This is a genomic window from Zoogloea oleivorans, from assembly GCF_008107625.1.
In the GTDB taxonomy this organism is placed as follows: Bacteria; Pseudomonadota; Gammaproteobacteria; order Burkholderiales; family Rhodocyclaceae; genus Zoogloea; species Zoogloea oleivorans.
In genome coordinates this window covers 1-21,863 of sequence record NZ_SDKK01000004.1, presented here as the reverse complement: position 1 = coordinate 21,863, position 21,863 = coordinate 1, and the positions used below count along the sequence as shown (strand labels likewise).

The window sequence follows — 21,863 nt, the reverse complement described above, 5'->3', positions numbered from 1 at the left end:
TGCCCGCCTTCCCCGACTCCCGCCATGTGCTCCGATCCCGCCTGTACTGCCGACCATGACCACGGTCCTGTTGAAGCCAACGCCATCCGCATTCGTGGCGCCCGCCAGAACAACCTGAAGAACCTGTCCCTCGACATTCCCCACAACGAACTCGTGGTGGTAACCGGGGTATCCGGCTCGGGCAAGAGTTCGCTGGTTTTCGACACCCTGTATGCCGAGGGCCAGCGCCGCTACGTGGAGACTTTCTCGCCCTACGCGCGGCAGTTTCTCGACCGCATGGACAAGCCGCAGGTGGATCGCATCGAAGGCGTGCCGCCGGCCATTGCCATCGACCAGACCAACCCGGTGCGCACCTCGCGCTCGACGGTCGGCACCATGACCGAGTTGGCCGACCACTTCAAGCTGCTCTACGCCCGCGGCGCCCGCCTGCATTGCCGCGGCTGCGCCAAGCCGGTGACGCGCGACACGCCGGCGACGATCTTTGCCGAACTCACCGACAAGGCCGCGGCGGCGGGCGATCCGCGCCTGGTGGTGAGCTTTCCGGTGACGGTGCCGGCCAACTTCACGCCGGACGAAATCGCCAGCCTGCTGGCCGGGCAGGGCTACACGCGCATCCACGCCCGCGATGGCGACGTGCTCGACGTGGTGCAGGACCGCTTCCGCCTCGGCAATGCCGAGCACGCCCGGGTCATGGAGGCGCTGGAAATCGGCCTGCGCGCCGGCCATGGACACATCAGCGTGCATGCCGTCGGCGATGCCGGCGAAACCCGCTGGAAGTTCAGCGCCGGGCTGCACTGCGCCGACTGCGATATTTCCTACTCCGACCCGACGCCGAGCCTGTTCTCCTTCAACTCGCCGATTGGTGCCTGCGAAACCTGCAAGGGCTTCGGGCGGGTCATCGGCGTGGACTTCAGCCTGGTGGTGCCGGACGAGTCGAAAACGTTGGAAGAAGGCGCCGTCAAACCCTGGCAGAGCCCGAGCTTCAAGGAGTGCCAGGGCGACCTGGAAAAGATGGCCAAAAAGTACGGCGTGGCCATGGACATCCCCTTCCGCGACCTGCCGCCCGAACACCGGGAATGGCTGCTCGAAGGCGACCCCAAGTGGAAGAGCTGGGATTCGTCGTGGCCGCGCTACTGGTACGGCGTGCGCCACTTCTTCGACTGGCTGGAGAGCAAGGCCTACAAGATGCACATCCGGGTGCTGCTGTCGCGCTACCGCAGCTACACCGAATGCCCGGCCTGCCACGGCGCCCGCCTCAAGCCGGATGCGCTGCTGTGGCGCCTGCCGGCCACCAGCGGCGCGCTGGCCGTGCATGAGCTGATGGCGCTGCCGATCAGCGACGTGGCCGGGTTCGTCGCCGCGCTGGAATTGCCGGCGCCGCTGGATGAGGCCACCGAACTGCTGCTGGTCGAAATCAAGGGCCGCCTCAAGTACCTGCAGGACGTGGGTCTCGGCTACCTCACCCTCGATCGCCAGTCGCGCACCCTGTCCGGTGGCGAAGTGCAGCGCATCAACCTGACCACGGCGCTGGGTACCTCGCTGGTGAACACCCTGTTCGTGCTCGACGAGCCGTCCATCGGCCTGCACCCGCGCGACATCGCGCGCATCCTCGGGGTGATGGAGCGCCTGCGCGACGCGGGCAACTCGCTGGTCGTCGTTGAGCACGACCCGCAGCTGATGCTGGCGGCCGACCGCCTGCTGGACATCGGCCCTGGCCCCGGCGAGCGGGGTGGCGAGATCGTCGCCTACGGCCCGCCGGGGGAGATAGCCGCCGATCCGGAGTCGCTGACCGGCGCCTACCTGTCGGGCCGGAAGCGCGTCGATGCGCGCCGTGTGCCCCGCCCGGTGGCGGCCGATGCACCGCGCCTGACGCTGCAGGGTGCCCGCGAGCACAACCTGCAGGGCATCGACGTGGCGATCCCGCTGCAGCGCCTGGTGGGCATCACCGGCGTGTCCGGCTCGGGCAAATCGACGCTGATCCAGGACGTGCTCTTTCCGGCGCTGGCCAAGCACTTCGGCCAGCCTTCCGAAGTGCCCGGCGCCTTCAGCGGCCTGGCCGGGCTGGAACAGCTGAAGGGCGTGGTGATGGTGGACCAGTCACCCATCGGCAAGAGCGCCCGCTCCAATCCGGTGAGCTACGTGGGCGCCTGGGACGCGATCCGCAAGCTCTACGCCAACCTCGATGAATCGAAGGAGCGCGGCTACACGCCGGGCACCTTCAGCTTCAACTCGGGCACCGGGCGTTGCCCGACTTGCACTGGTTCGGGCTTCGAGCACGTGGAAATGCAGTTTTTGTCCGACGTGTACCTGCGCTGTCCGGACTGCGACGGCAAGCGCTACCGGCCCGAAATCCTGGCCTTGTCGTGGCGCGGCAAGGGCGTTGCCGACGTGCTGGAGATGACTGTCTCCGAAGCGCTGGCCTTCTTTGCCGACCAGAAGGCCGTGCAGGCCGCGCTGGCGCCGCTGGCCGACGTGGGCCTCGAATATCTGCGCCTCGGCCAGCCGGTGCCGACCCTGTCGGGCGGCGAGGCCCAGCGCCTCAAGCTGGCCGGCTACCTGGCCGAAGCGGCTCAATTGGCCACCAAGAAGGCCAAGAAGGGCGCCGCCGGCGAGGCCGAGCCCGGCCTGCTGTTCCTCTTCGATGAGCCGACCACCGGCCTGCACTTCGAGGATGTGGCGACGCTGCTGTCGGCCTTCGAGAAGCTCCTCGATGCCGGCCATTCGCTGGTCGTCATCGAGCACAACCTGGACGTCATCGCCGCCGCCGACTGGCTCATCGACCTCGGCCCCGAAGGTGGCGCTGGCGGTGGTCTGGTGGTGGCCGCAGGCACGCCGGCGCAGGTGATCGCCACGCCCGGCTCCTACACCGGCCAGGCCCTGGCCGACTACGCCGCGCAGCTGGCCAGCATGAACGCGGCGCCAATAGTCGCCGAGCCGGCCGTGCGCTACCGGCCGGTGGCCGAGAACGCCATCCGTATCCACCACGCCCGCCACCACAACCTGCAGAACATCAGCCTGTCGATTCCCCGCGACAAGTTCACGGTGATCACCGGCCTGTCGGGTTCCGGTAAATCGACGCTGGCCTTCGACATCGTTTTCGGCGAGGGTCAGCGGCGCTACCTGGAGTCGCTGAACGCCTACGCCCGCCAGTTTGCCCAGCCCTCGGCGCGGCCCGACGTGGACGCCATCTTCGGCATTCCGCCGACCGTCGCCATCGAGCAGCGGGTCAGCCGCGGCGGGCGCAAGAGCACGGTCGGCACGCTCACCGAGATCCAGCCCTTCCTGCGCCTGCTGTATGTGAAGCTCGGCACCCAGTACTGCCCGGACTGCGACGTGCCGGTGTCGCCGCAGAGCTTCGAGGCCATCGTCGCCCAGATCATGCGCGACTTCAAAGGCCAGTCCGTCACGCTGCTGGCGCCGCTGGTCATCAACCGCAAGGGCTTGTACACCGATCTCGCCAAGTGGGCGCGCGGCAAGGGTTTTGAGCACTTGCGCGTCGATGGCGACGCGCTGCCGACCAAGGGATGGCCGCGCCTCGACCGCTACAAGGAACACAACATCGAGCTGCCGGTGGGCACGCTACAAGTGGGTGCCGATACCGAAGCCACGCTGCGCGAGCACGTGCAGGCGGCGCTCGAACACGGCAAGGGCGTGCTCAAAGTGTTGCCGCCAGGCGAGGGCGCCGCGCTGCTGACCCTGTCCACGCTGCGCGCCTGCCCGGATTGCGGCACCAGCTTCCCCGAGCCCGACCCGCGTCTGTTCTCGTACAACGCCAAGCACGGCTGGTGCCCCGACTGCTACGGCACCGGCCTGAAGATCGACAACAAGGTCGAGAATCCGGATGAACTCGACCTGGGCGAGCTGGAAGGCGAGACCGATGAAGCCTGCCCGAGTTGCCACGGCGCCCGCCTGAATCCGGTGGCCCGCGCCGTGCGTTTCCGCGACCTGGGCCTGCACGAACTGGCCTCGCTGGCGGTGGGCAAGGTGTCGGGCTTTTTCGACGGGCTGGACTTGGTGGCCCGCGAGGTGGACATCGGCCGCGACCTGGTCACCGAGATCCGCGGCCGGCTGGATTTCTTGCAGAAGGTCGGCCTCGGTTACCTGGCCCTCGACCGCGCCGCGCCGACGCTCTCGGGTGGCGAGGCCCAGCGCATCCGCCTGGCTGCCCAGTTGGGCTCCAACCTCACCGGCGTGTGCTACATCCTCGACGAGCCGACCATCGGCCTGCACCCGCGCGACAACCGCCTGCTCCTCGACACGCTGGAAGCCCTGCGCGCGCGCGGCAACACGCTGCTGGTGGTGGAGCACGACGAGGACACCATCCGTCGTGCCGACCACGTCATCGACATCGGCCCGGGGGCCGGTGTGCGCGGCGGGCGTATCGTCGCCGAGGGCAGCCTGGCCGACCTGATGGCGGCGCCGGAATCCGCCACCGGGCGCTGCTTCGCCACGCCGCTGGTGCATCCGCTGGCGCCGCGCCGGCCGGTGCCGGCTGATCACCCCGCGCTGGTGGTGAAGGGTGCCACGCTGCACAACCTCAAGTCGGTCACCGGCCGCGTGCCGCTGGGGCGCCTGACAGTGGTCACCGGCGTGTCCGGCTCGGGCAAGTCGACCTTTGCCCGCGACGTGCTGCACGCCAGCCTTGTCGCCGCCGGCCCGGTGGGCTGCGCGTCCCTCGACGGGCGCGAGCAGATCGGCCGCGTGCTCGAAGTGGATCAGACGCCCATCGGCAAGACGCCGCGCAGCTGCCCGGCCACCTACATCGGTTTCTGGGACGCCATCCGCAAGATGTTCGCCGAAACCAACGAGGCCAAGCTGCGTGGCTGGACGGCTTCGCGCTTCTCGTTCAATACCGGCGCCGGGCGTTGCCCGGTGTGCGAGGGGCAGGGCCAGATCACCATCGAGATGAACTTCCTGCCCGACGTGAAGCTGCCCTGCGAGGCCTGCGGCGGCGCCCGCTTCAACCCGGAAACGCTCACCGTGCAGTGGCGCGGCAAGAGCATTGCCGAGGTGCTGCGCATGCCGGTGGAAGACGCGGTGGACTTCTTCGCCGCCCATCCGTCCATCGCCCATCCGCTCAGGCTGCTGCAGGACGTGGGCCTGGGCTACCTGACTCTCGGCCAGCCCAGCCCGACGCTGTCTGGCGGCGAGGCGCAGCGCATCAAGCTGGTCAGCGAACTCTCCAAGGTACGCGGCCGGGCCGGCGAATCCCCCACCGGCCCGGGTCGGCCGCTGCCGCCGGAGCGCCACACCCTGTACGTGCTCGACGAGCCGACCGTGGGCCTGCACATGGCCGATGTGGAGAAGCTTATTCACGTGCTCCATCGCCTGGCCGACGCCGGCCATACCGTCATGGTCATCGAACATGATCTCGACCTGATGGCCGAGGCCGACTGGATCATCGATCTGGGGCCGGAAGGCGGCGACGGCGGTGGCGAGATCGTCGCCGAAGGGCCGCCGGAAACGGTGGTGAAAGCGGCGCGCTCGCACACGGGGCGTATCCTCGGAGAGTTTCTTCTGGCGCGCCGCGCCCACTGAGAGTGAAAAAATTGAACAAGACAATACGTCTGGGTAGCTGTACTGCTGTATTACTGACCATGGCGGGCAGGGCGTTGGCCGGTGATGCCAGCGCCTGTGCGGTGATCGCTGACAATACCGAGCGCCTGGCCTGTTACGACGAGGCCGCCGGCCGGCCGCACAAGGAAGCGCCGCCGCCTGAGGTTGCCGAGACGAGCCCCTTTTCGGCCCGCTGGGAACTCGATGCGGAGGACAAGAAGGGCTCCTTCCTGATCAAACCCTACAAGCCCACCTACATTCTGCTCGGGCGCGTCAGCAATTCGCCCAACGCCCGGCCCACCTCGGCCAATCCGTCGAATACGGTGGCCGCGCCGATGGACGTGAACGCGGTCGAGTCCAAGTACCAGATCAGCTTCAAGACCAAGTTGTGGGAGGGCCTGTTCGGCCGTCACGGCGATCTGTGGCTCGGCTACACCCAGCAATCCAGCTGGCAGATCTACAACAAGAGCGATTCCTCGCCCTTTCGCGAGACAGACTACGAGCCCGAGCTGATGGCGGTGTTCCGCACCAACCTGGACATGGGCGCCGGCTTCAAGCTGAAAATGATGTCGGTTGGCTTCAATCACCAGTCCAACGGTCGCCCCGAGCCCCTGTCACGCAGCTGGAACCGGCTGACCGCCCAGGTGGGCATCGAGCGCGGCGATTTTGCGGTGGTTCTGCGCCCGTGGGTGCGCGTCCATGAAAAAGCCAGCAGCGATGACAACCCGGACATCACCCGCTACCTCGGCCACGGCGACATCCAGGCCATGTGGAAGCTCGGCGAGCACGGCATCGGCCTCAACCTGCGTGGCAATCTGCTCAGTGAGCGCGGCTCCGCCCAGCTCGACTGGAGCTTTCCGATCCACCGCAACCTGAAGGGCTTCATGCAACTCTTCAGCGGCTATGGCGAGACGCTGATCGACTACAACCACCGGCAGACAACTTTCGGTGCGGGTGTTGCGCTGGTGGACTGGATGTAGGGGAAATCCATAGGTCATTAATATGGATTTATAGAAGTGTGAGAAATTGCAAACGGTATTTGCTAACATCATGCACCCCAGGCTCTCCTGCCAGGCGGATTAAGGTTCTGGCGGGAGGTCGCGGATCAATCTCAATCCCGATATAGGTTCCCGTCATGTCCCTGAAGAGTCCGTCGATCCTGCTGTCGATTGCATCCCGCTGTCGTTCGGAAGCCTGAACAGATGGCAAGCCAGTTCAAGCTCAGCGTATGCCCCCATGACACGGCCAAGAATCTGCTTGGCTGGTTCACCCTCAACACCTACCTGCAGCGCAATCTCGGTACCGGGATCCATTTCGAGCCGCAGGACAACTTCCTCGTCGAGCGTCAGGCTGTGCTCGACAATGCTTTTCACGTTGTCTATGCCAACCCCTACAGCGCCCTGTGCTTTGCCCGCGACAAGGGCTTCGTGCCGGTTGCCCGGCCGGCCGGGGTGGTGGACGAGACAGTGGTGGTACGCAAGGCCGGCGCCGCTGCGCTGGAGAGCCCGCGCATTGCCAGCGCCACCGACAAGCTGGTGATTCACGACCTGGGGCTGGATGTGCTGCGCACGCTGGAGATCGACCCCGCGAAGGCCAGCTTCAAGTTCGTCGGCAACCATCTCAATGCGGCGAAGGCCGTATTGCAGGATGAAGCCGACCTCGGTTTTGTCTTCAACGAAACCTGGGCCGGTCTGGCTGCTGCAACCCGCGCCCAGCTCGAAGTGGTGGGCGAGAGTACTGGCGGCCGGGCCTTTCACTGCTTCATGGTGTCACCCGAGTGGGCCGACAAGCGTGAGGCGATTCAGCACATCCTGTGCAATATGCATCTCGACCCGTCCGGCAAGCGGGTGCTCGACGATCTGCATTTCGAGCGTTTCGAGCCGGTGGGCGAAGAGGTGCTGGCCCCGCTGGCAGCCCTGATCGGGGAGTCGCGCTAGCCGAACTGCCGTCCGAAGCGCCCCATGTCCAGCCAACTCCCCCTCCGCTATCTGCACGGTTACCCGCCGAACCTGGTGGCCCAGGTGCGCGAACTGCTTGAAGAGGGCCGCCTCGGCCCGCTGCTGCTCAAGAAGTATCCGGCACCTCATGCCGTGCGCAACGACACAGCTCTTTACGACTATGTCGGCGAGCTGAAGGCCCGCCACCTGCGCAATGCCGAGCCGCTGAGCAAGGTGGCCTACGACGGCAAGCTGCAGACCATTCACAACGCGCTGGGCACCCACACCACGGTGTCCCGCGTGCAGGGTGGCAAGCTCAAGAGCAAGCGCGAAATTCGCGTCGCCACACTGTTCCGCGAGGCGCCGCCGGAATTTCTGCGCATGATCGTCGTGCATGAGCTGGCCCACCTGAAGGAGCGCCAGCACGACAAGGCTTTCTACCAGCTGTGCTGCCGGATGGAGCCCGATTACCACCAGTTCGAGTTCGACGTGCGGGCCTGGTTGACGCTGCTGGAGGCGACCGGCGAAGGCTTGTGGCTGCCGGCCGTGAACGAGAAAAAGCCCTGAGCCGGTAATCCCCGGTCAGGGCCCTTGTGGGTCGGACTTCAGTCCGACAGCACAGGTTCAGCTAGTCGAGTCGGACTGAAGTCCGACCCACGTGGCTTGTCTTACAGGCTCAGGCTGCCTTTCAGCTTGTCGAGCATCTTCACGCCCATGCCCTTGACCTTGACCAGTTCGTCGAGGGTCTTGAAGGGGCGGGCGGCGACGATGGCGGCGGCAACGGCCTTGGGCAGGCTCTTCACGGCGGCGAGTTCGGCTTCGCTGGCCTTGTTGACCGACACGCTGGCGGGAGCCGCGGCAACCTTCGGAGCAGCCTTGGCGGCAGCGGCCTTCGGCTCCGCGGCTTTCGGCGCGACAGCCTTCGCGGCAGCCGCCTTGGGGGCAGCGGCCGGCTTGGCAGCAGGCTTGGCCACAGCGGCAGGCTTGGCTTCGGGGGCGGCTTCGGCAGCCCAGCTTACCGGCAGGGCGAAGTTGGCGAAGTCGCGGGTCACGTAGCCGGCGTTGGTCCATTCGCGCAGCAGCAGGGCGATGTTCCAGGTGCCGGCGGGCTTGGCGATGAGGGGCGCGTCGATGGCCAGCTCGTACCAGCTGTTCTGGCCGGCCAGGCTGCCCAGATTGGCGGCAGCCAGCTGGATGCCTTCCGGCTTGCTGTCGGCATAGGCCCACAGTTCGAGGGACAGGGAGCCGCTCAGGTTGTCAGCGCTCCGCGGGTTGTCGATGGCATCCACGTTGAGGGTGACGCTGTCTTCTGCGAGGCTGAAGCCGGTGGTGCCGGTGAGACGCGGCTGCACGAAGATTTCGGTCTGCGGAAAGTTGGCGTAGTCGTTCACCTGGTCGAAGCTGCCATCCTGACCGGAGGCGAGGACCAGCACCATCGAATGTTCGGCACGCCCGGCGGGCGGGAAGGCGGGGGTCAGGGCACTGATCCAGGCCTGGTTGGCAACCGGCAATTCGGCGACCTTGGTGCCGCGAATGGCGACACCGTCGAAGGGCGCGTCGCAGGCCCACAGTTGCAGTGCCCAGTCCTGGGCGGCGGCGGCTTCAGGATTGCCGATCAGCAGTTCGGCATCGAGGCGCACGTTGTCGCCGTCGAAGGCGTAGCCATGGTTGGAGCCAATCCGGACGGCGCTGGCGCTAAGGCCGGAGGCGGCCTGGAGGGTGTTCTGGGTGTGCATCTTTTGGTACCTGCCATTGGTCTAGGCGGCGGATTCTGCGGGCGTCCCAAGGGCAGCGTCAATCATGTGGCGATTGAATATTTGAATGCACTGACGAGGTGCAGAAAATCGCCCAAAACCGCGTCAATAGCCGGTTTGCACTACATTGGTGCGTTAATTGCGATGGCATTTTTACCCCGTTGCAAGCGGGGTAAAAGGCGCGCATCAGAGCAGCACGATGTCGAATTGTTCCTGTCCGTAACTGGCTTCCGGATGCAGGGAAATAGTCTTGTCGATGAAGTCGGAGAGCATGCCAAGGGCCTGGGATTCCTCTTCGAGGAACAGGTCGATGACGTTGGGGGCGGCCAGCACGCGAAACTCGCGGGCGTTGAACTGGCGCGCTTCGCGCAGCAGCTCGCGGAGAATCTCGTAGGCCACGGTGCGCGCGGTCTTCACTTCACCGCGCCCGCCACAGGTGGCACAGGGCTCGCACAGCAGGTGGGCCAGGGATTCGCGGGTGCGCTTGCGGGTCATCTCCACCAGCCCGAGGGTGGTGAAGCCGTTCACCGTCATCTTGGTGTGGTCCTTGGCCAGGGCCTTGCGGAATTCGTCGAGCACGGCGCTGCGGTGCTCGGTGCTTTCCATGTCGATGAAGTCCACGATGATGATGCCGCCGAGGTTGCGCAGGCGCAGCTGGCGGGCGATGGACTGGGCCGCTTCGAGGTTGGTCTTGAAGATGGTGTCGTCGAAGTTGCGCGCACCGACGAAGCCGCCGGTGTTCACGTCGACGGTGGTCATCGCCTCGGTCTGGTCGATGATCAGGTAGCCACCGGACTTGAGGTCTACCCGCCGGGCCAGGGCCTTCTCGATTTCCGGCTCGACACCGTGCAGGTCGAACAGTGGGCGCTCGCCGGTGTAGTGGTCGAGCAGCGGCGTGACCTGCGGCATGTATTCGGCGGCGAAGGACGACAGCTTCTGGAAGTTCTCCCGCGAGTCGGCCACGATGCGCGTGGTGCCGTCGGTGACGAGGTCGCGCAAGACCCGCTGGGCGAGGTTGAGATCCTGGTACAGCACCATCGGCGGGCGGGCGCCGACGGTGCGGTTCTTGATCTCGGTCCACAGCTTTTTCAGGTAGGCGATGTCGGCGGCGAGTTCTTCGTCGGTGGCGTTCTCGGCCATCGTGCGAACAATGTAGCCGCCGGTTTCATCCTTGGGCAGCAGGCGGCTGACCCGTTCGCGCAGGGCTTCGCGGCCGGCTTCGTCGCCGATGCGCTGGGAGATGCCGATGTGCTTGTCCTGGGGCAGATAGACGAGCATCCGGCCGGCGATGGAAATCTGCGTGGACAGGCGCGCGCCCTTGGTGCCGAGAGGGTCCTTGAGGACCTGCACCATGAGGTTCTGACCCTCGGACAGGATGCGCTCGATGGGCCGCACGGGGTCGCCGGCGTGGCGATCGGACCAGATGTCGGCGACGTGCAGAAAGGCGGTGCGCTCAAGGCCCACGTCCATGAAGGCGGACTGCATGCCGGGCAGCACGCGCACGACCTTGCCGAGATAGATGTTGCCGACGATGCCGCGACTGGCGGTACGTTCGACATGCACTTCTTGAACGACACCCTGCTGCATGAGGGCGACGCGGGTTTCCTGCGGGGTGAAATTGATCAGATATTCTTCGGACATGGCGCGGGCGGCAAACGGAGATGGGTGATGACCCGTCCGCCTCCGCAGTCAGTCCATCAGCGATCTCTTCTGATTGTCACAGAGGATATCCGAATTCACGCAGCAGGGCCGCCGTCTCGAACAGGGGCAGACCCATGATGCCGGTGTAGCTGCCGCGGATCTCCTCGATGAAGATCGCCGCGCGGCCCTGGATGCCGTAGGCGCCGGCCTTGTCGGCCGCTTCGCCGGTGGCCACGTAGTGGCGGATTTCCTCTTCCGTGATGCGCCGGAAGCGCACCTGGCTGGTGGACAGGCGCTGCGCGTAGCGGGTTCCGTCGGTCACCACCACGGCGGTCAGAACCTGGTGCGTGCGGCCCGACAGGTCGCGCAGGATGGCCTGGGCGTGCTCGTCGTTGTCGGGCTTGCCGATGATCTCGCCATCCACTTCCAGCGTGGTGTCGGCGGCCAGCAGCAGGCGCTGCGGCAGGCTGCGCCAGAGTACCCGCTTGATGCCGCCCTCGGCCTTGGCCAGGGCCACCCGGCGCACGTAGGCGACGGCATCTTCGCCGGGCAGGACATGTTCGGCGATGTCGTGATCCTCGCGTCCCGGGCCGCGGAACAGCAGCGGTTCGAAGCTGACGTGGATCTGCTTGAGCAACTCGCGCCGGCGCGGGCTGTTGGAGGCGAGGTAGATGGCGGTGTGGCTCATGTCATTCCCGGTGATAGGGGTGATTCTTCGACAGGCTCCAGGCCCGGTAGATCGCTTCGGCGAGCATCACGCGAACCATGGCATGGGGCAGGGTCAGGCTGGACAGCCGCATCGTCTCGTGGGCGGTGGCCTTGAGGGCCGGATCGAGCCCGTCCGGGCCGCCGACGATCAGCGCCACATCGTCACCGGTGTCCTGCCAGCGCTCCATGCGCTTGGCGAGGGCTTTGGTGGTCAGGTCTTCACCCCGTTCGTCGAGGATCAGGCGGCGGCAGCGGGGCGGCAGGGCCGCTTCGATGCGCGCGGCTTCCAGCGCCATCATGGCTTCGACGGTCTTGCCGGTGGTGCGTGGCTCGGCCTTCACCTCGATGAGCTGCAGCGGCAGCTCGCGGGGCATGCGCTTGGCGAAGTCGTCGAAACCGGTGTCGACCCACGCGGGCATGCGCGTGCCGACGGCAACGAGAAGGAGTTTCATGGCGAAGGGGCGGCGGACGAATGCCCGCCGCAGGGGGAGAGGGTCAGGCGGCGTGGGCGGCGGCGTTGCCCGGGCGCAGCGGACGGGCCGACGAGGCGGCCCACAGCTCTTCGAGGTTGTAGTAGCTGCGCACGGCCGGCTGCATCAGGTGCACGACGATGTCGCCCAGATCCAGCAGCACCCATTCGCCGGTGCCTTCGCCTTCGATGCTGAGCACTTCCTGACCGGCTTCGCGGGCCTTGTCGGCCACGTGGCGGGCCAGCGCGCGGGTTTGGCGGTTGGAGTCGCCGGTGGCGATGATGGCCCGTTCAAAGAGCGAGGTGAGGCGCGAGGTGTCGATGACCAGGATGTCCTTGGCCTTGATGTCTTCAAGGGCGGTCACGACGAGGGTTTCGTATTCGGTGATGTTCATTGATTCAAAGATAGAGTTGATGCCGGGAAATATAGTCAAGAACCGGCGGGGGGAGCAAATATCGCAGGCTGTGGCCAGCGCTGTGTCGGGTACGGATATCGGTGGCCGAGATGGCCAGCGGGGTCATGGCGAACTGCACCAGGGCGCCGTGGGGGCGGGTTTCGAGGGCGTTCGGGGCGGCCTGGCGCTGTTCGGTGAGGGCCGCCAGCTCAGTGGGCATCTGCGCTGCATCGAGGCTGTAGCCCGGCCGGTTGGCCACGGCGATGTGGGCGAAGTCGAACAGCTCGGTCCAGCGCTTCCAGCCGGGCAGGCCGAGAAAGGCATCGACGCCGAGCAGCAGCACCAGCGGGCGATGGGGGCCGAGGGCCAGGCGCAGGCGTTCGAGGGTCAGGATGGTGAAGCTGGCTTGTGCTGCGTCCACCTCGGCCGGGTCCACTTCGAAGGCCGGATTGTCGGCGGTGGCCAGGCGTGCCATGGCGAGACGATCGGTGCCGCTGGCGCCCGGCGTGCCGCGGTGTGGCGGACGACCGGCGGGGATGAAACGCACCCGTTCGAGGCCGAGGGCTTCCCGCGCAGTTTCGGCGAGGCGCAGATGGCCGTAGTGGATGGGATCGAAGGTGCCGCCAAACAGCCCCAGCGCGTGCTCAGGCTGCGTCATCGGGCCCGATGTGGTCGAACACGTCGCAGGCGTTGGCGTAAAAGCTGGCGAACACCACCGGAATGAAGATCAGCGGCAGGGCGATGGCCGGCAGCGTGCTGAGGATCGGCGAGAGCAGGCCGAGCAGGCTGATCAGCAGGCCGGGGATCAGCACCGCAATCATCAGGCCCAGGCCGTAGGCCATAAAGGCGCGCCAGTTGCGCCAGCACGCCACGAAGCTGAAGAACATGGCCTTGACTGCCGACATGCGGCCCCAGCCGCACAGCAGCGGGGCAAACCAGTAGGCCATCATCAGCGGCGTCGAGCCGAGCGTGCCGATGAGCAGCGAGAACATCAGTGCCGGGTCTTCGGCGGTGGCGTCGTCGAGCTTGCGCTTGCCGAGCATCAGTTCGGCCAGAATGCCGCCATCGGCCAGCGCCGTGAGGCCCAGCACCACCAGGGTGCCGATCAGGTAGATGCCGCCGATCTTCACCTGCTCGGGCAGGTTCTGCTTGAAGCCCGAGATGAGGATTTCCGGCCCGGCCTTGCGCTTCTCGGCCACCGCCTTGCAGCCGTTGAAGATGCCCAGCGACAGGGCCGGCATGGCCAGCGACATGAGCACCTGGCCGATGAAGGGTACCGCCGCGACAATCAGCAGGCAGAACCAGTAACCAAAGACGAGAAAGGTGATGAGGGCCGGATTGCGCTTCCACAGCGCAAAACCGTCGAGAATCCACATCCAGCCACGCGGGGCCGGCAAAGTACGCGCCTGCATCGGTTTATTCCGCGGTATGGGTGACGGCCGGCGGCAGCACCGGTGCGTCGCCAAAGACGTCCTGATAGGACGCGTAAAGGGTACCGGCCAGCACCGGGATGAGCACCAGCACACCGAGCCCGGCGGGAATCATCGCCACCCAGATGAGCACGTAGATCAGCACGCCCAGCACGATGAAGGCGCCGATGTTGCTGAAGCAGGCCGACAGCGACAGCTTCATCGCGTCCAGCGGCGGCGTGTTGCGCAGCACCACCAGCGGCGCGGCAAACCACAGCGCGGTAATGAGCAGCACCCACAGCACCGAGAACACCACGCTGCCCAGCACCACGCCACTCACCAGACCCATGCCGAGCCCGGCCAGCGCGCCGAGGATGTAGCCGGTGAGCAGCGCACCGCCACCCACCACCACCGACACGAAGCCGGCAATCAGCCCGCCCAGCAGATAGAACACACCAACCAGCGACAGGTTGCCGGCATGCACCTTGAGCCCCGCGAACAGGTGCTCGATGCGCAGCGGCTTGCCCTCGGCCAGCGCGTGGCAACCCAGCACCATGCCCGCCACCATCACCGGAAAACCGATCAGTACCACGGCCCAGCCGAGCAGCGGCACCAGCCCGAGGACGAACAGCATGACGATGAAGATCACGCTGATGGCGACCCACACGCCCGGATCGCGCACGAAATAAGTCCAGCCAGCCTTCAGCCACGCCAGGCTCTCGGCAGGCGAGACATGGCGCGGCCGCGGATGGCGTGCGGCGTTGTGGGAATGGGCTGCCGGGGAGGCCGGTTCGGTCATGGCTGTACGAATGGAAAACGGAATGAAAAATCAGGATGTTGCACTGCGACGCGATGCTAGCCCAAATCCGCTGCCAAGTTCAAACCGCGTGTGCGGGATGGATACAAAATCATGCCGGCAACAGCGGCGTCGTGTTGCTGGCCGCACGCAGGCGGAGGATGCGCCGATACTCGCCCGGATCCTTCACCAGCACCATTTCACCGGCGCGCGGCAGATGAAAATCTTCCAGACGTGACAGCCAGAAGCGCAGTGCCGCAGCGCGCAGCATGGCCGGCCAGGCCGCCCGTTCGGCAGGCGTAAAGGGCCGCGACTCGGCGTAGCTCGCCAGCAAGGCCGCCGTGCGCGCCGCGTCGAGCTGACCGTCGGCATCGGCACACCAGTCATTCACCGTCACCGCCACGTCAAAGAGCAGCGCATCCTGCCCGGCAAAATAGAAGTCGATCACCCCGCCCACGTAGTCGCCGTCCCACAACACGTTGTCGCGAAACAGATCGGCGTGAATCACGCCCTGCGGCAGGGTCTCCAGATTGAAGCCGGACTGAAAGACGAGTTCCGCATCGAGTTCGGCTTGTTCGTCCGCGGGCAGATGGGCGCGCACCCGGGCCGCACAATGCTGCCGCCAACTGGCGCCACGCGGGTTGGCCTGCTTGCGCCCGAAGGACTGGCCGGCCAGATGCAGCCCGGCCAGCATTGCCCCGATGCGCGTGCACCGCGCCACGTCGGGCGCCATGTCGGACTTGCCCGCCAGGCGGCTGACCAGCACCGCCGGCTTGCCCGACAGGCTGCCCAGGTATTCGTTGTCCCGATTGGCGATGGGCGCCGGCACGGGCAAACCGTGGCGGGCCAGATGGGCCATCAGGTGCAGGTAAAAAGGCAGCTCGGCCCGCGGCATGGTCTCGAACAGCGTGAGCACATAGCGGCCAAGGCTGGTGGTAACGAAGAAGTTACTGTTCTGCACACCCGCGGAAATACCCTGCAGGGCATCCAGGCGGCCGATGGCGTAATTCTTCAGCCAATCAGCGAGATCGGCGTCGGTGACGGGAGTAAAGACGGACATGATGGACACAGCTTACATCATCCTTCCCCCACCCCTGTGGGTCGGACTTCAGTCCGACATCCCCTGGCTGAACGTGCGCTGTCGGACTGAAGTCCGACCCACGGGAATCCGGAGGGGTTTGTCGCAGCGCGGTAGAATGCCTTCCCTGCTCTGCCCGATGTTCCTCTGCCGCCCATGTCTGCCCTTCTGCTCAACGCCCCGCAACGTGAAGCCATCCATTACCTGGACGGCCCCAGCCTGGTGCTGGCCGGCGCCGGCAGCGGCAAGACGCGGGTGATCACCCAGAAAATCGCCTACCTGATCACCGAATGCGGCTTCAACCCGGCCAACATCGCGGCCATCACCTTCACCAACAAGGCGGCGAAGGAAATGGTGGAGCGCATCAACAAACTGATGGGCGGCCGCGCCACCAAGGGCCTCGTGGTGTGCACCTTTCACGCCCTCGGCGTGCGCATCGTGCGGCAGGAAGCGCAACTGCTCGGCCTCAAGCCGCAGTTCTCCATTCTTGACTCGTCCGACACCACGCAGATCATCTCCGAGATGATCGGCAGCACCGACAAGAACCGCGCCAAGGCCATCCAGTGGCAAATCTCCAGCTGGAAGAACGCCCTCATCGAGCCCAACGAAGCCGCCCAGCTGGCCAATGATGAAGTGGCCTCGTCGGCCGCGCTGCTCTACCAGGAATACGACAAGACCCTGCGCGCCTACCAGGGCGTGGACTTCGACGACCTGATCCGCCTGCCGGTAAAGATTTTCGACGAGCATCCCGAAGTGCGCGAGCGCTGGCAGAACAAGCTGCGCTACCTGCTGGTGGACGAATACCAGGACACCAACCGCGCCCAGTACCGCCTGCTCAAGCTGCTTACCGGCGTGCGTGGCGCCTTCACCGCCGTGGGCGACGACGATCAGGCCATTTACGGCTGGCGCGGTGCCGACGTCGAGAACCTGCGCCAGCTGCCCGTCGACTACCCCAAGCTCAAGGTCATCAAGCTCGAACAAAACTACCGCTCCACCACGCGCATCCTGCAGGCCGCCAACGCCGTCATCGCCAACAACGAAAAGCTCTTCGACAAAAAGCTGTGGTCCGAGCACGGCGCCGGCGACATGGTCACCGTGGTGGCCTGCCAGACCCCCGAGCACGAAGCCGAATCGGTGGTGATGAAGATCTCCGCCCACAAGTTCGAGAATCGCACCCACTTCAAGGACTACGCCATCCTCTACCGGGGCAACCACCAGGCCCGCCTCTTCGAGCAACAACTGCGCAACCACAAGATCCCCTACGCCATCTCCGGCGGGCGCAGCTTCTTCGAAAACGCCGAGATCAAGGACCTGTGCTCCTACCTGCGCCTGATCGCCAACGAAGATGACGACCTGTCCTTCATCCGCGCCATCACCATCCCCCGCCGTGGCGTCGGCCCGGCCACCATCGAAGCGCTCGGCCGTTACGCCAGCATGCGCAACATCAGCCTGTTCACCGCCGCCTTCGAGGAAGGCGTCACCGAACACATGAACGCCCGCCAGCTCGACACCGTGCGCGAGTTTTGCCACTTCATCAACCGCATGGCCCACCGCGCCCCGCGCGAACCCGCCGGCCCCGTCATCAACGACATGCTCAAGGCCATCAACTACGAAGCCTGGCTGTACGAAAGCTGCGAACCGCGCGAAGCCGAAACCAAGTGGGCCAACGTCGGCGACTTCACCGGCTGGCTGGCCCGCAAGGGCGAAGACGACGGCAAAACCCTGCTCGACATGATCCAGACCATCAGCCTGATCACCATGCTCGACAAGGACGACGAAGAACTCGACCAGGTGCAGCTCGCCACCCTGCACGCCTCCAAGGGCCTCGAATTCAAGCACGTCTTTCTGGTTGGCGTTGAAGAAGGCCTGCTGCCCCACCAGTCCGCCATCGACGAAGGCACGCTCGAAGAAGAACGCCGCCTCATGTACGTGGGCATCACCCGCGCCCAGCGCAGCCTCACCATCACCTACTGCGACCGCCGCAAATCCGGCCGCGACGTACGCACCTGCGACCCCTCCCGCTTCATCGACGAAATGGGCGAAGACGGCATCAAACGCAACGACCGCAAATCCGCCGAGCCGGTGACGAAGGAGGATGCGAAGGCGCGGATTGCGAATTTACGGGCGATGCTGGGGAACAAGCCGGGGACGATTGGGTAGGAACACCGAGACCAAAGCATGACCGACTCTGAAAAGCCCTATGAGGAATGGACTGTGGCGGAAATGTTCGCCGCACGGGAAAAGACCGAGCGTGAGGCTGCAAGCTTGCTTGGCGAATTCCTCTTTGAGTTTGGCAGACTCGAGATGGCGCAGGGCTTATGCCTTGTCTGGCATGACGGCGGGCGCGAGCTTGAGTCACTGACGATCAAGGCATCAGCGCTCAGTTTTTCTGGTCGACTGGATCTGATGGTGAACCTGCTCGAAAAGTCATCCGCAAGTGGGTCGAAAAAAGAGCAAGCCTATCGCAGCTGGATAGATCAAGCCCATGAGGTTCGCAAGATTCGAAATAAGCTGGCTCATGGGCGATGGGGTGTCGAGGCTTATGGCCGTTGCGTCTTTCATGTGAGCGGTCTACCAACGTCGCCCGACCAGCGTCAAACGGAATTCTCTTTGGATGAGTTGCGTGCTTCTATCGAGAAAATGCGCGACCTCCAGCGGGATCTTGCTGCTATGAGAAACTCATGGGCGTTCTGACGCTTCGCTTTTAGAGGGTGATGCTGGGGAAGGGGATGCAAGCCCATTGAGTCGGGAGGCCGACTGGCCTCACTCTCAACACCCCAATTCCCTGAAGCGCTTCCTCAAGCCGAAAAGCCGCGCCTGGATATCTGCCAGCACCGGCCCCTTGGCGCCGTGCTCGTCCCGCTCCGCGGCCATCACCTGTTCATCCAGACGCAGACATTCACGCTGTGCCGCTGATGAGAGACTCTGGCGCCGCCCGAAGGTGTCGAACTGCTGCGGGTTCATCCCACTAAGGGGGCGGACCGCTTCGGCGATCTGCTCACGCCGAAGCTCGTGCTGAACCGTGCTGCCGATGCGCTCCTTCCCTGACAACTTGCTCACGCCACGAGTCGGCTCAACGTCGATTTTCCTGGCGCCCAGGCAAGGCGCGTCCGAATAGACGATCTTGCCGCCTTCCTCGCACCTGAAAACGGTTTTGGTGGGTGGAGGGAGCGATTGGGCGTTGGCGTGACTGGTGACGAGGAGGAGCGCAGTGAGTGCGGCGAAATGATGAAGGCCTCGGAGGTGCATGGGGGGTTATGGCGTTGTCGGTTTGCTGAGTCTGAATGGCTGCTTTCGTCGGCTGCGAACGGCGGTACTCGACCCGAGCGAGGTATGGATAAGGTCTGGATTCGACCCAATGTTGCCGTTGAGCTTTGAGGAAAGCTGTCGTTCAACGCCTAAATTAAGCCGCGCTGGAAAGCGTCGGCTTGAATGATTTGTTAGCTGGTTGGATATTGAATTTCAATCGTCATCATCATAGTAGTCGTAGAGTTCCTCTTCCTTTTGAGATTGACATGATGAACAAAGATCGCCATTTACTACACTGTATATGGGTTCCCCATCTCTGGCTTCTTCATAGTACAGCGTGCAATAACACTCTGCACATTGATAGTGATATGCCATGAAAACCTCCTTACTAGCTAACGTTTGAATTCACCGGACTGCGCGGCTTTTCGCGCAGGTCCGGTGGAATGATGGGTTAGGCGCATTTTTTGGACTCCAAATACCCATGAAGGAAGCTACCGTCCCCACCATAAGCGATTACTTGAAGGCTGATCTCGAAGGCAGCGGTATGAGCTTTGTTACCAATGTCGCGAAAGCTCAAGTGCACAACAAGCGAAGGAATATCGAGAGCTGAATTCTTGCCTGCATCTTTTGATGAGACAAAGAAAAGGGCAGAGACCATGAGTACAAACGCGTGAGGAATCTTTAGTTGCACTGGTTCATTTTGAACTGCGGCTGGAAGTACATAATCAATCATTTCCTTCTGTTGGTTTTTCCAGAAGGAAGTGCCGCCTCCAAGACTTTCTGACTTTATTGATACCGCACCATCTTCAAGCTCGAAGTAGAGCGGCGTCAGTGTTTTTTGCGCAAGGTCGTTTACTTGACGAACAATTTTCTCAATCGGAAACGACCATGAAACTGAAATGTCTTTCGCTGCTCCTAGCCCAACATTGGTTAAGGGCAATGAAAATAGCGGCATTACCTCGGTCTTACTTTCGTTTCTAGCTTTGGGAATCCAGTGACTTGGTATTGGGCCGGCCGCAATCGGGTTTGCTGTACCTTTAAATATCGTTCGTGAAAGCACAAGTTCTGGCAGATACGATGCTTGACGTTGATGCGACATTTGCCTGACGGTCAAAAAGGTGGCAATGGCCGACATAAATGCGCCCACACTTGCTGATAGAGCAATGATTTGATCGATAGTCATGTCTGTGAGCGCCATGCGCCTAACTCTGTTTTAGGGCGACAGTTCTGCCGCATAACATCGGGATGCCGGATAACTTGTTCTGCAAGTGACTGTTTAGAAGCAGGAGCCACTCGCAAGGAAAAATAACAGAACAGGAAAAGCAGCAGCCGTCGGCATAGGGGTGATCCGATCCATGTGGCACGACGTACTGGAGCATACCTTTCCACCCGGATGGCCGCTATCCGGATCGGATGGCGATAGGCCGCTTCTGGCCGACTTGTGCCTGTCGCAGATTCCCGTCAGCCGACATTCAGCCCTGCGACCGCTGTCCAAAAGCTTGACGGGCAGCGCCCGACCCTATGCCGTCGTTGAGCTTTAAGGAAAGCTGTCGTTCAACGCCTGCGGTAAGCCACACCGGAGCACGAAGTGCGGCGGACACCAACATGCAGAGCTTGTTGGTGTCCGCTTGACCAGCCTGTTAGGCTGGGGCGCGTAGGCACGCTCTGGCATTCGCAACAAATTATGCCGCTTTCTCAAAGCTCATCATCTTCAGACTCACCTAGAAAATCCAGTTTCAATATGACATTTTTTAGCTCTGACAGGCGCTGAGGAACACCGTTAGCATATCTTTTTGCTGCAGAAAACAAAAGGGTCATTTGATCGTAGTCTGCGTCACCTTCGTCGACGTACCACGAGTCCATGGTGCTCCCGTTCAGGTCGTTTAGAGCGAAGGCTACAAATGCCTCGTCTGTGTTTTCGTCTGTGCCGCTCCAAAGTTTGAACTTAGACTTGTCAACTTTGACCTCGATACCAAAGCGACTATTTTTCCAATTAACACGACCTGCATTAGTTTTTTCAAACAGCGCCGTGACTATATCTTTGTAATCTTTAGGTATTGGCATCATTAACTCCATTGGCAGCAGCCTTCGCTGCCATAGATGTAAATTCAGTATGAAGGCGGGCAACCGAATGCAGAAGAGCAGCACGCTCATCCGCTCCAATTCTGTTGACCAGCGCCGCTGTTTCTAGTCTTTCATGGATTTCTCTGGCCTCCCCATGAGCTTTCTTCCACTCTACGGTGGTGGCAACCGCTTGACTATGTGGATCATGGCCATACCTCGCCATTGCGTCGCGAAGCTCGAAAGCTGCGTGTGCGGCTGGAGCCAATGTTCTGCCGTGAAGTACGCGAAGCAATTCGCGCGACCTAGCGCAGACCTCGTGCATTTTGGTGGCCGCTTCAAAGCGCTGGATTGAAACCACGACCTGAGAAGCAGACTCCTTTGCTGCTTCCGCAGCACTGCGTGTCTTGTGCAATTGCCACAATGTTATGGCTAAGCCAATAACTCCTAGCAGCAAACCGATTGCATCTATCGTATCCATTTTCTTAGCATAGCTCAGTGTGTTTCATGAAGCCTAACGTCCGAGTTCAGGGGCGCGCCGCCGATAGGCAGAGCGTCCCCTGGAACGAAGTGTTAGAAATACTAGAAGGCATCTGGACGAATGAACTCAAGGCCAGTGATCTCGGACGCCATGCCATATACAAACTGTCCAGGAGCCATGCGGATGAATTCCGACAGCAGCCAGTTGTGATTGACGTTGAAGTGCCCAGCCAGAGCAATTGGATCGTAACGACTAAGCTCGCTCAGTCGATGCATCGCAGCAAATATCAAGACAAGCTGGGAGTTGGAAAGGGCGGTTTCAACTCTGAA

The 21,863-nt window shown here is 63.3% G+C and carries 20 protein-coding genes; 6 read left to right on the top strand and 14 right to left on the bottom strand.

The genetic code is table 11. The annotated features are described in order from the left end of the window. Positions 1-24: 24 nt before the first annotated feature. The 4 genes from uvrA to ETQ85_RS04880 all read left to right on the top strand — a co-directional run bounded on the left by uvrA (position 25) and on the right by ETQ85_RS04880 (position 8,060). A complete protein-coding gene (uvrA, locus tag ETQ85_RS04895; RefSeq protein ID WP_148577939.1) occupies positions 25-5,538 on the top strand; it encodes an excinuclease ABC subunit UvrA in 5,514 nt (1,837 codons plus the stop codon). 11 nt (positions 5,539-5,549) lie between these two features. After that, on the top strand, positions 5,550-6,536 hold the full coding sequence (locus ETQ85_RS04890) for a phospholipase A (RefSeq protein WP_148577938.1): 987 nt from the start codon (positions 5,550-5,552) through the stop codon (positions 6,534-6,536). Between the two features lie 222 nt (positions 6,537-6,758). Beyond that, on the top strand, positions 6,759-7,493 hold the full coding sequence (locus ETQ85_RS04885) for a PhnD/SsuA/transferrin family substrate-binding protein (RefSeq protein ID WP_148577937.1): 735 nt from the start codon (positions 6,759-6,761) through the stop codon (positions 7,491-7,493). 24 nt (positions 7,494-7,517) lie between these two features. Then, positions 7,518-8,060 carry a M48 metallopeptidase family protein gene (locus ETQ85_RS04880; protein WP_148577936.1) on the top strand — a complete coding sequence of 181 codons (543 nt, stop codon included), beginning with the start codon at positions 7,518-7,520 and terminating at the stop codon, positions 8,058-8,060. A gap of 101 nt (positions 8,061-8,161) precedes the next feature. Here ETQ85_RS04880 and ETQ85_RS04875 read toward each other — a convergent pair whose 3' ends face one another. The 9 genes from ETQ85_RS04875 to ETQ85_RS04835 form a co-directional block, all read right to left on the bottom strand. Continuing rightward, the gene (locus tag ETQ85_RS04875; RefSeq protein ID WP_148577935.1) at positions 8,162-9,229 is read right to left on the bottom strand and encodes a helix-hairpin-helix domain-containing protein; all 1,068 of its coding nucleotides are present in this window, start codon (positions 9,227-9,229) and stop codon (positions 8,162-8,164) included. 204 nt (positions 9,230-9,433) lie between these two features. Further along, positions 9,434-10,888 carry a ribonuclease G gene (gene rng, locus ETQ85_RS04870; RefSeq protein WP_148577934.1) on the bottom strand — a complete coding sequence of 485 codons (1,455 nt, stop codon included), beginning with the start codon at positions 10,886-10,888 and terminating at the stop codon, positions 9,434-9,436. 76 nt (positions 10,889-10,964) lie between these two features. Continuing rightward, the gene (locus ETQ85_RS04865; protein ID WP_148577933.1) at positions 10,965-11,576 is read right to left on the bottom strand and encodes a Maf family protein; all 612 of its coding nucleotides are present in this window, start codon (positions 11,574-11,576) and stop codon (positions 10,965-10,967) included. 1 nt (position 11,577) lies between these two features. Continuing rightward, entirely contained in the window at positions 11,578-12,048 is a 471-nt protein-coding gene (rlmH, locus tag ETQ85_RS04860) for a 23S rRNA (pseudouridine(1915)-N(3))-methyltransferase RlmH (RefSeq protein WP_148577932.1), read from the bottom strand. A gap of 43 nt (positions 12,049-12,091) precedes the next feature. Continuing rightward, a complete protein-coding gene (gene rsfS, locus ETQ85_RS04855) occupies positions 12,092-12,460 on the bottom strand; it encodes a ribosome silencing factor (RefSeq protein WP_148577931.1) in 369 nt (122 codons plus the stop codon). A 4-nt stretch (positions 12,461-12,464) separates the two neighbouring features. Beyond that, positions 12,465-13,118, bottom strand: coding sequence for a nicotinate-nucleotide adenylyltransferase (nadD, locus tag ETQ85_RS04850; protein ID WP_148577930.1), 654 nt, complete (start codon positions 13,116-13,118; stop codon positions 12,465-12,467). Continuing rightward, complete coding sequence (locus ETQ85_RS04845) at positions 13,105-13,872, bottom strand: BPSS1780 family membrane protein (protein ID WP_148577929.1); 768 nt, start codon at positions 13,870-13,872, stop codon at positions 13,105-13,107. Before ETQ85_RS04845 ends, nadD begins: the two co-directional genes overlap by 14 nt. A gap of 4 nt (positions 13,873-13,876) precedes the next feature. Further along, a complete protein-coding gene (locus tag ETQ85_RS04840) occupies positions 13,877-14,668 on the bottom strand; it encodes a BPSS1780 family membrane protein (RefSeq protein ID WP_187394581.1) in 792 nt (263 codons plus the stop codon). Positions 14,669-14,777: 109 nt separating this feature from the next. After that, positions 14,778-15,725, bottom strand: a complete 948-nt coding sequence (locus tag ETQ85_RS04835; protein WP_148577928.1) for a homoserine kinase — start codon at positions 15,723-15,725, stop codon at positions 14,778-14,780. Positions 15,726-15,899: 174 nt separating this feature from the next. On the opposite strand from ETQ85_RS04835, the gene ETQ85_RS04830 reads away from it, so the two are divergent. Both ETQ85_RS04830 and ETQ85_RS04825 read left to right on the top strand, forming a co-directional pair. Continuing rightward, the gene (locus tag ETQ85_RS04830) at positions 15,900-17,903 is read left to right on the top strand and encodes a UvrD-helicase domain-containing protein (RefSeq protein WP_148577927.1); all 2,004 of its coding nucleotides are present in this window, start codon (positions 15,900-15,902) and stop codon (positions 17,901-17,903) included. An 18-nt stretch (positions 17,904-17,921) separates the two neighbouring features. After that, a complete protein-coding gene (locus tag ETQ85_RS04825; RefSeq protein WP_148577926.1) occupies positions 17,922-18,437 on the top strand; it encodes a hypothetical protein in 516 nt (171 codons plus the stop codon). Positions 18,438-18,512: 75 nt separating this feature from the next. Here the strand turns inward: ETQ85_RS04825 and ETQ85_RS26570 are convergent, their stop codons facing one another. The 5 genes from ETQ85_RS26570 to ETQ85_RS04800 form a co-directional block, all read right to left on the bottom strand. Then, positions 18,513-18,803, bottom strand: a complete 291-nt coding sequence (locus tag ETQ85_RS26570) for a hypothetical protein (protein ID WP_222862063.1) — start codon at positions 18,801-18,803, stop codon at positions 18,513-18,515. Positions 18,804-19,443: 640 nt separating this feature from the next. Further along, positions 19,444-20,190 (bottom strand): hypothetical protein, encoded by a 747-nt coding sequence (locus ETQ85_RS04815; RefSeq protein ID WP_148577924.1) that lies wholly within the window; start codon positions 20,188-20,190, stop codon positions 19,444-19,446. Between the two features lie 497 nt (positions 20,191-20,687). Further along, positions 20,688-21,056 carry a hypothetical protein gene (locus ETQ85_RS04810; protein ID WP_148577923.1) on the bottom strand — a complete coding sequence of 123 codons (369 nt, stop codon included), beginning with the start codon at positions 21,054-21,056 and terminating at the stop codon, positions 20,688-20,690. Next, entirely contained in the window at positions 21,043-21,534 is a 492-nt protein-coding gene (locus ETQ85_RS04805) for a hypothetical protein (protein WP_148577922.1), read from the bottom strand. Before ETQ85_RS04805 ends, ETQ85_RS04810 begins: the two co-directional genes overlap by 14 nt. 101 nt (positions 21,535-21,635) lie before the next feature. Beyond that, a partial coding sequence (locus tag ETQ85_RS04800) for a YaaC family protein (RefSeq protein ID WP_222862062.1) occupies positions 21,636-21,863 on the bottom strand: 228 nt, incomplete at its 5' end.

Bases quoted from the DNA above. Each gene is read 5' to 3' on its own strand.
- ETQ85_RS04810 (WP_148577923.1), bottom strand. From the start codon at position 21,056: ATGCCAATACCTAAAGATTACAAAGATATAGTCACGGCGCTGTTTGAA.
- ETQ85_RS04865 (WP_148577933.1), bottom strand. From the start codon at position 11,576: ATGAGCCACACCGCCATCTACCTCGCCTCCAACAGCCCGCGCCGGCGC.
- nadD (WP_148577930.1), bottom strand. From the start codon at position 13,118: ATGACGCAGCCTGAGCACGCGCTGGGGCTGTTTGGCGGCACCTTCGAT.
- rng (WP_148577934.1), bottom strand. From the start codon at position 10,888: ATGTCCGAAGAATATCTGATCAATTTCACCCCGCAGGAAACCCGCGTC.
- rlmH (WP_148577932.1), bottom strand. From the start codon at position 12,048: ATGAAACTCCTTCTCGTTGCCGTCGGCACGCGCATGCCCGCGTGGGTC.
- ETQ85_RS04880 (WP_148577936.1), top strand. From the start codon at position 7,518: ATGTCCAGCCAACTCCCCCTCCGCTATCTGCACGGTTACCCGCCGAAC.
- ETQ85_RS04845 (WP_148577929.1), bottom strand. From the start codon at position 13,872: ATGCAGGCGCGTACTTTGCCGGCCCCGCGTGGCTGGATGTGGATTCTC.
- ETQ85_RS04875 (WP_148577935.1), bottom strand. From the start codon at position 9,229: ATGCACACCCAGAACACCCTCCAGGCCGCCTCCGGCCTTAGCGCCAGC.
- ETQ85_RS04815 (WP_148577924.1), bottom strand. From the start codon at position 20,190: ATGGCGCTCACAGACATGACTATCGATCAAATCATTGCTCTATCAGCA.
- ETQ85_RS04840 (WP_187394581.1), bottom strand. From the start codon at position 14,668: ATGACCGAACCGGCCTCCCCGGCAGCCCATTCCCACAACGCCGCACGC.
- rsfS (WP_148577931.1), bottom strand. From the start codon at position 12,460: ATGAACATCACCGAATACGAAACCCTCGTCGTGACCGCCCTTGAAGAC.
- ETQ85_RS04830 (WP_148577927.1), top strand. From the start codon at position 15,900: ATGTCTGCCCTTCTGCTCAACGCCCCGCAACGTGAAGCCATCCATTAC.
- ETQ85_RS04825 (WP_148577926.1), top strand. From the start codon at position 17,922: ATGACCGACTCTGAAAAGCCCTATGAGGAATGGACTGTGGCGGAAATG.
- ETQ85_RS04805 (WP_148577922.1), bottom strand. From the start codon at position 21,534: ATGGATACGATAGATGCAATCGGTTTGCTGCTAGGAGTTATTGGCTTA.
- uvrA (WP_148577939.1), top strand. From the start codon at position 25: ATGTGCTCCGATCCCGCCTGTACTGCCGACCATGACCACGGTCCTGTT.
- ETQ85_RS04835 (WP_148577928.1), bottom strand. From the start codon at position 15,725: ATGTCCGTCTTTACTCCCGTCACCGACGCCGATCTCGCTGATTGGCTG.
- ETQ85_RS04885 (WP_148577937.1), top strand. From the start codon at position 6,759: ATGGCAAGCCAGTTCAAGCTCAGCGTATGCCCCCATGACACGGCCAAG.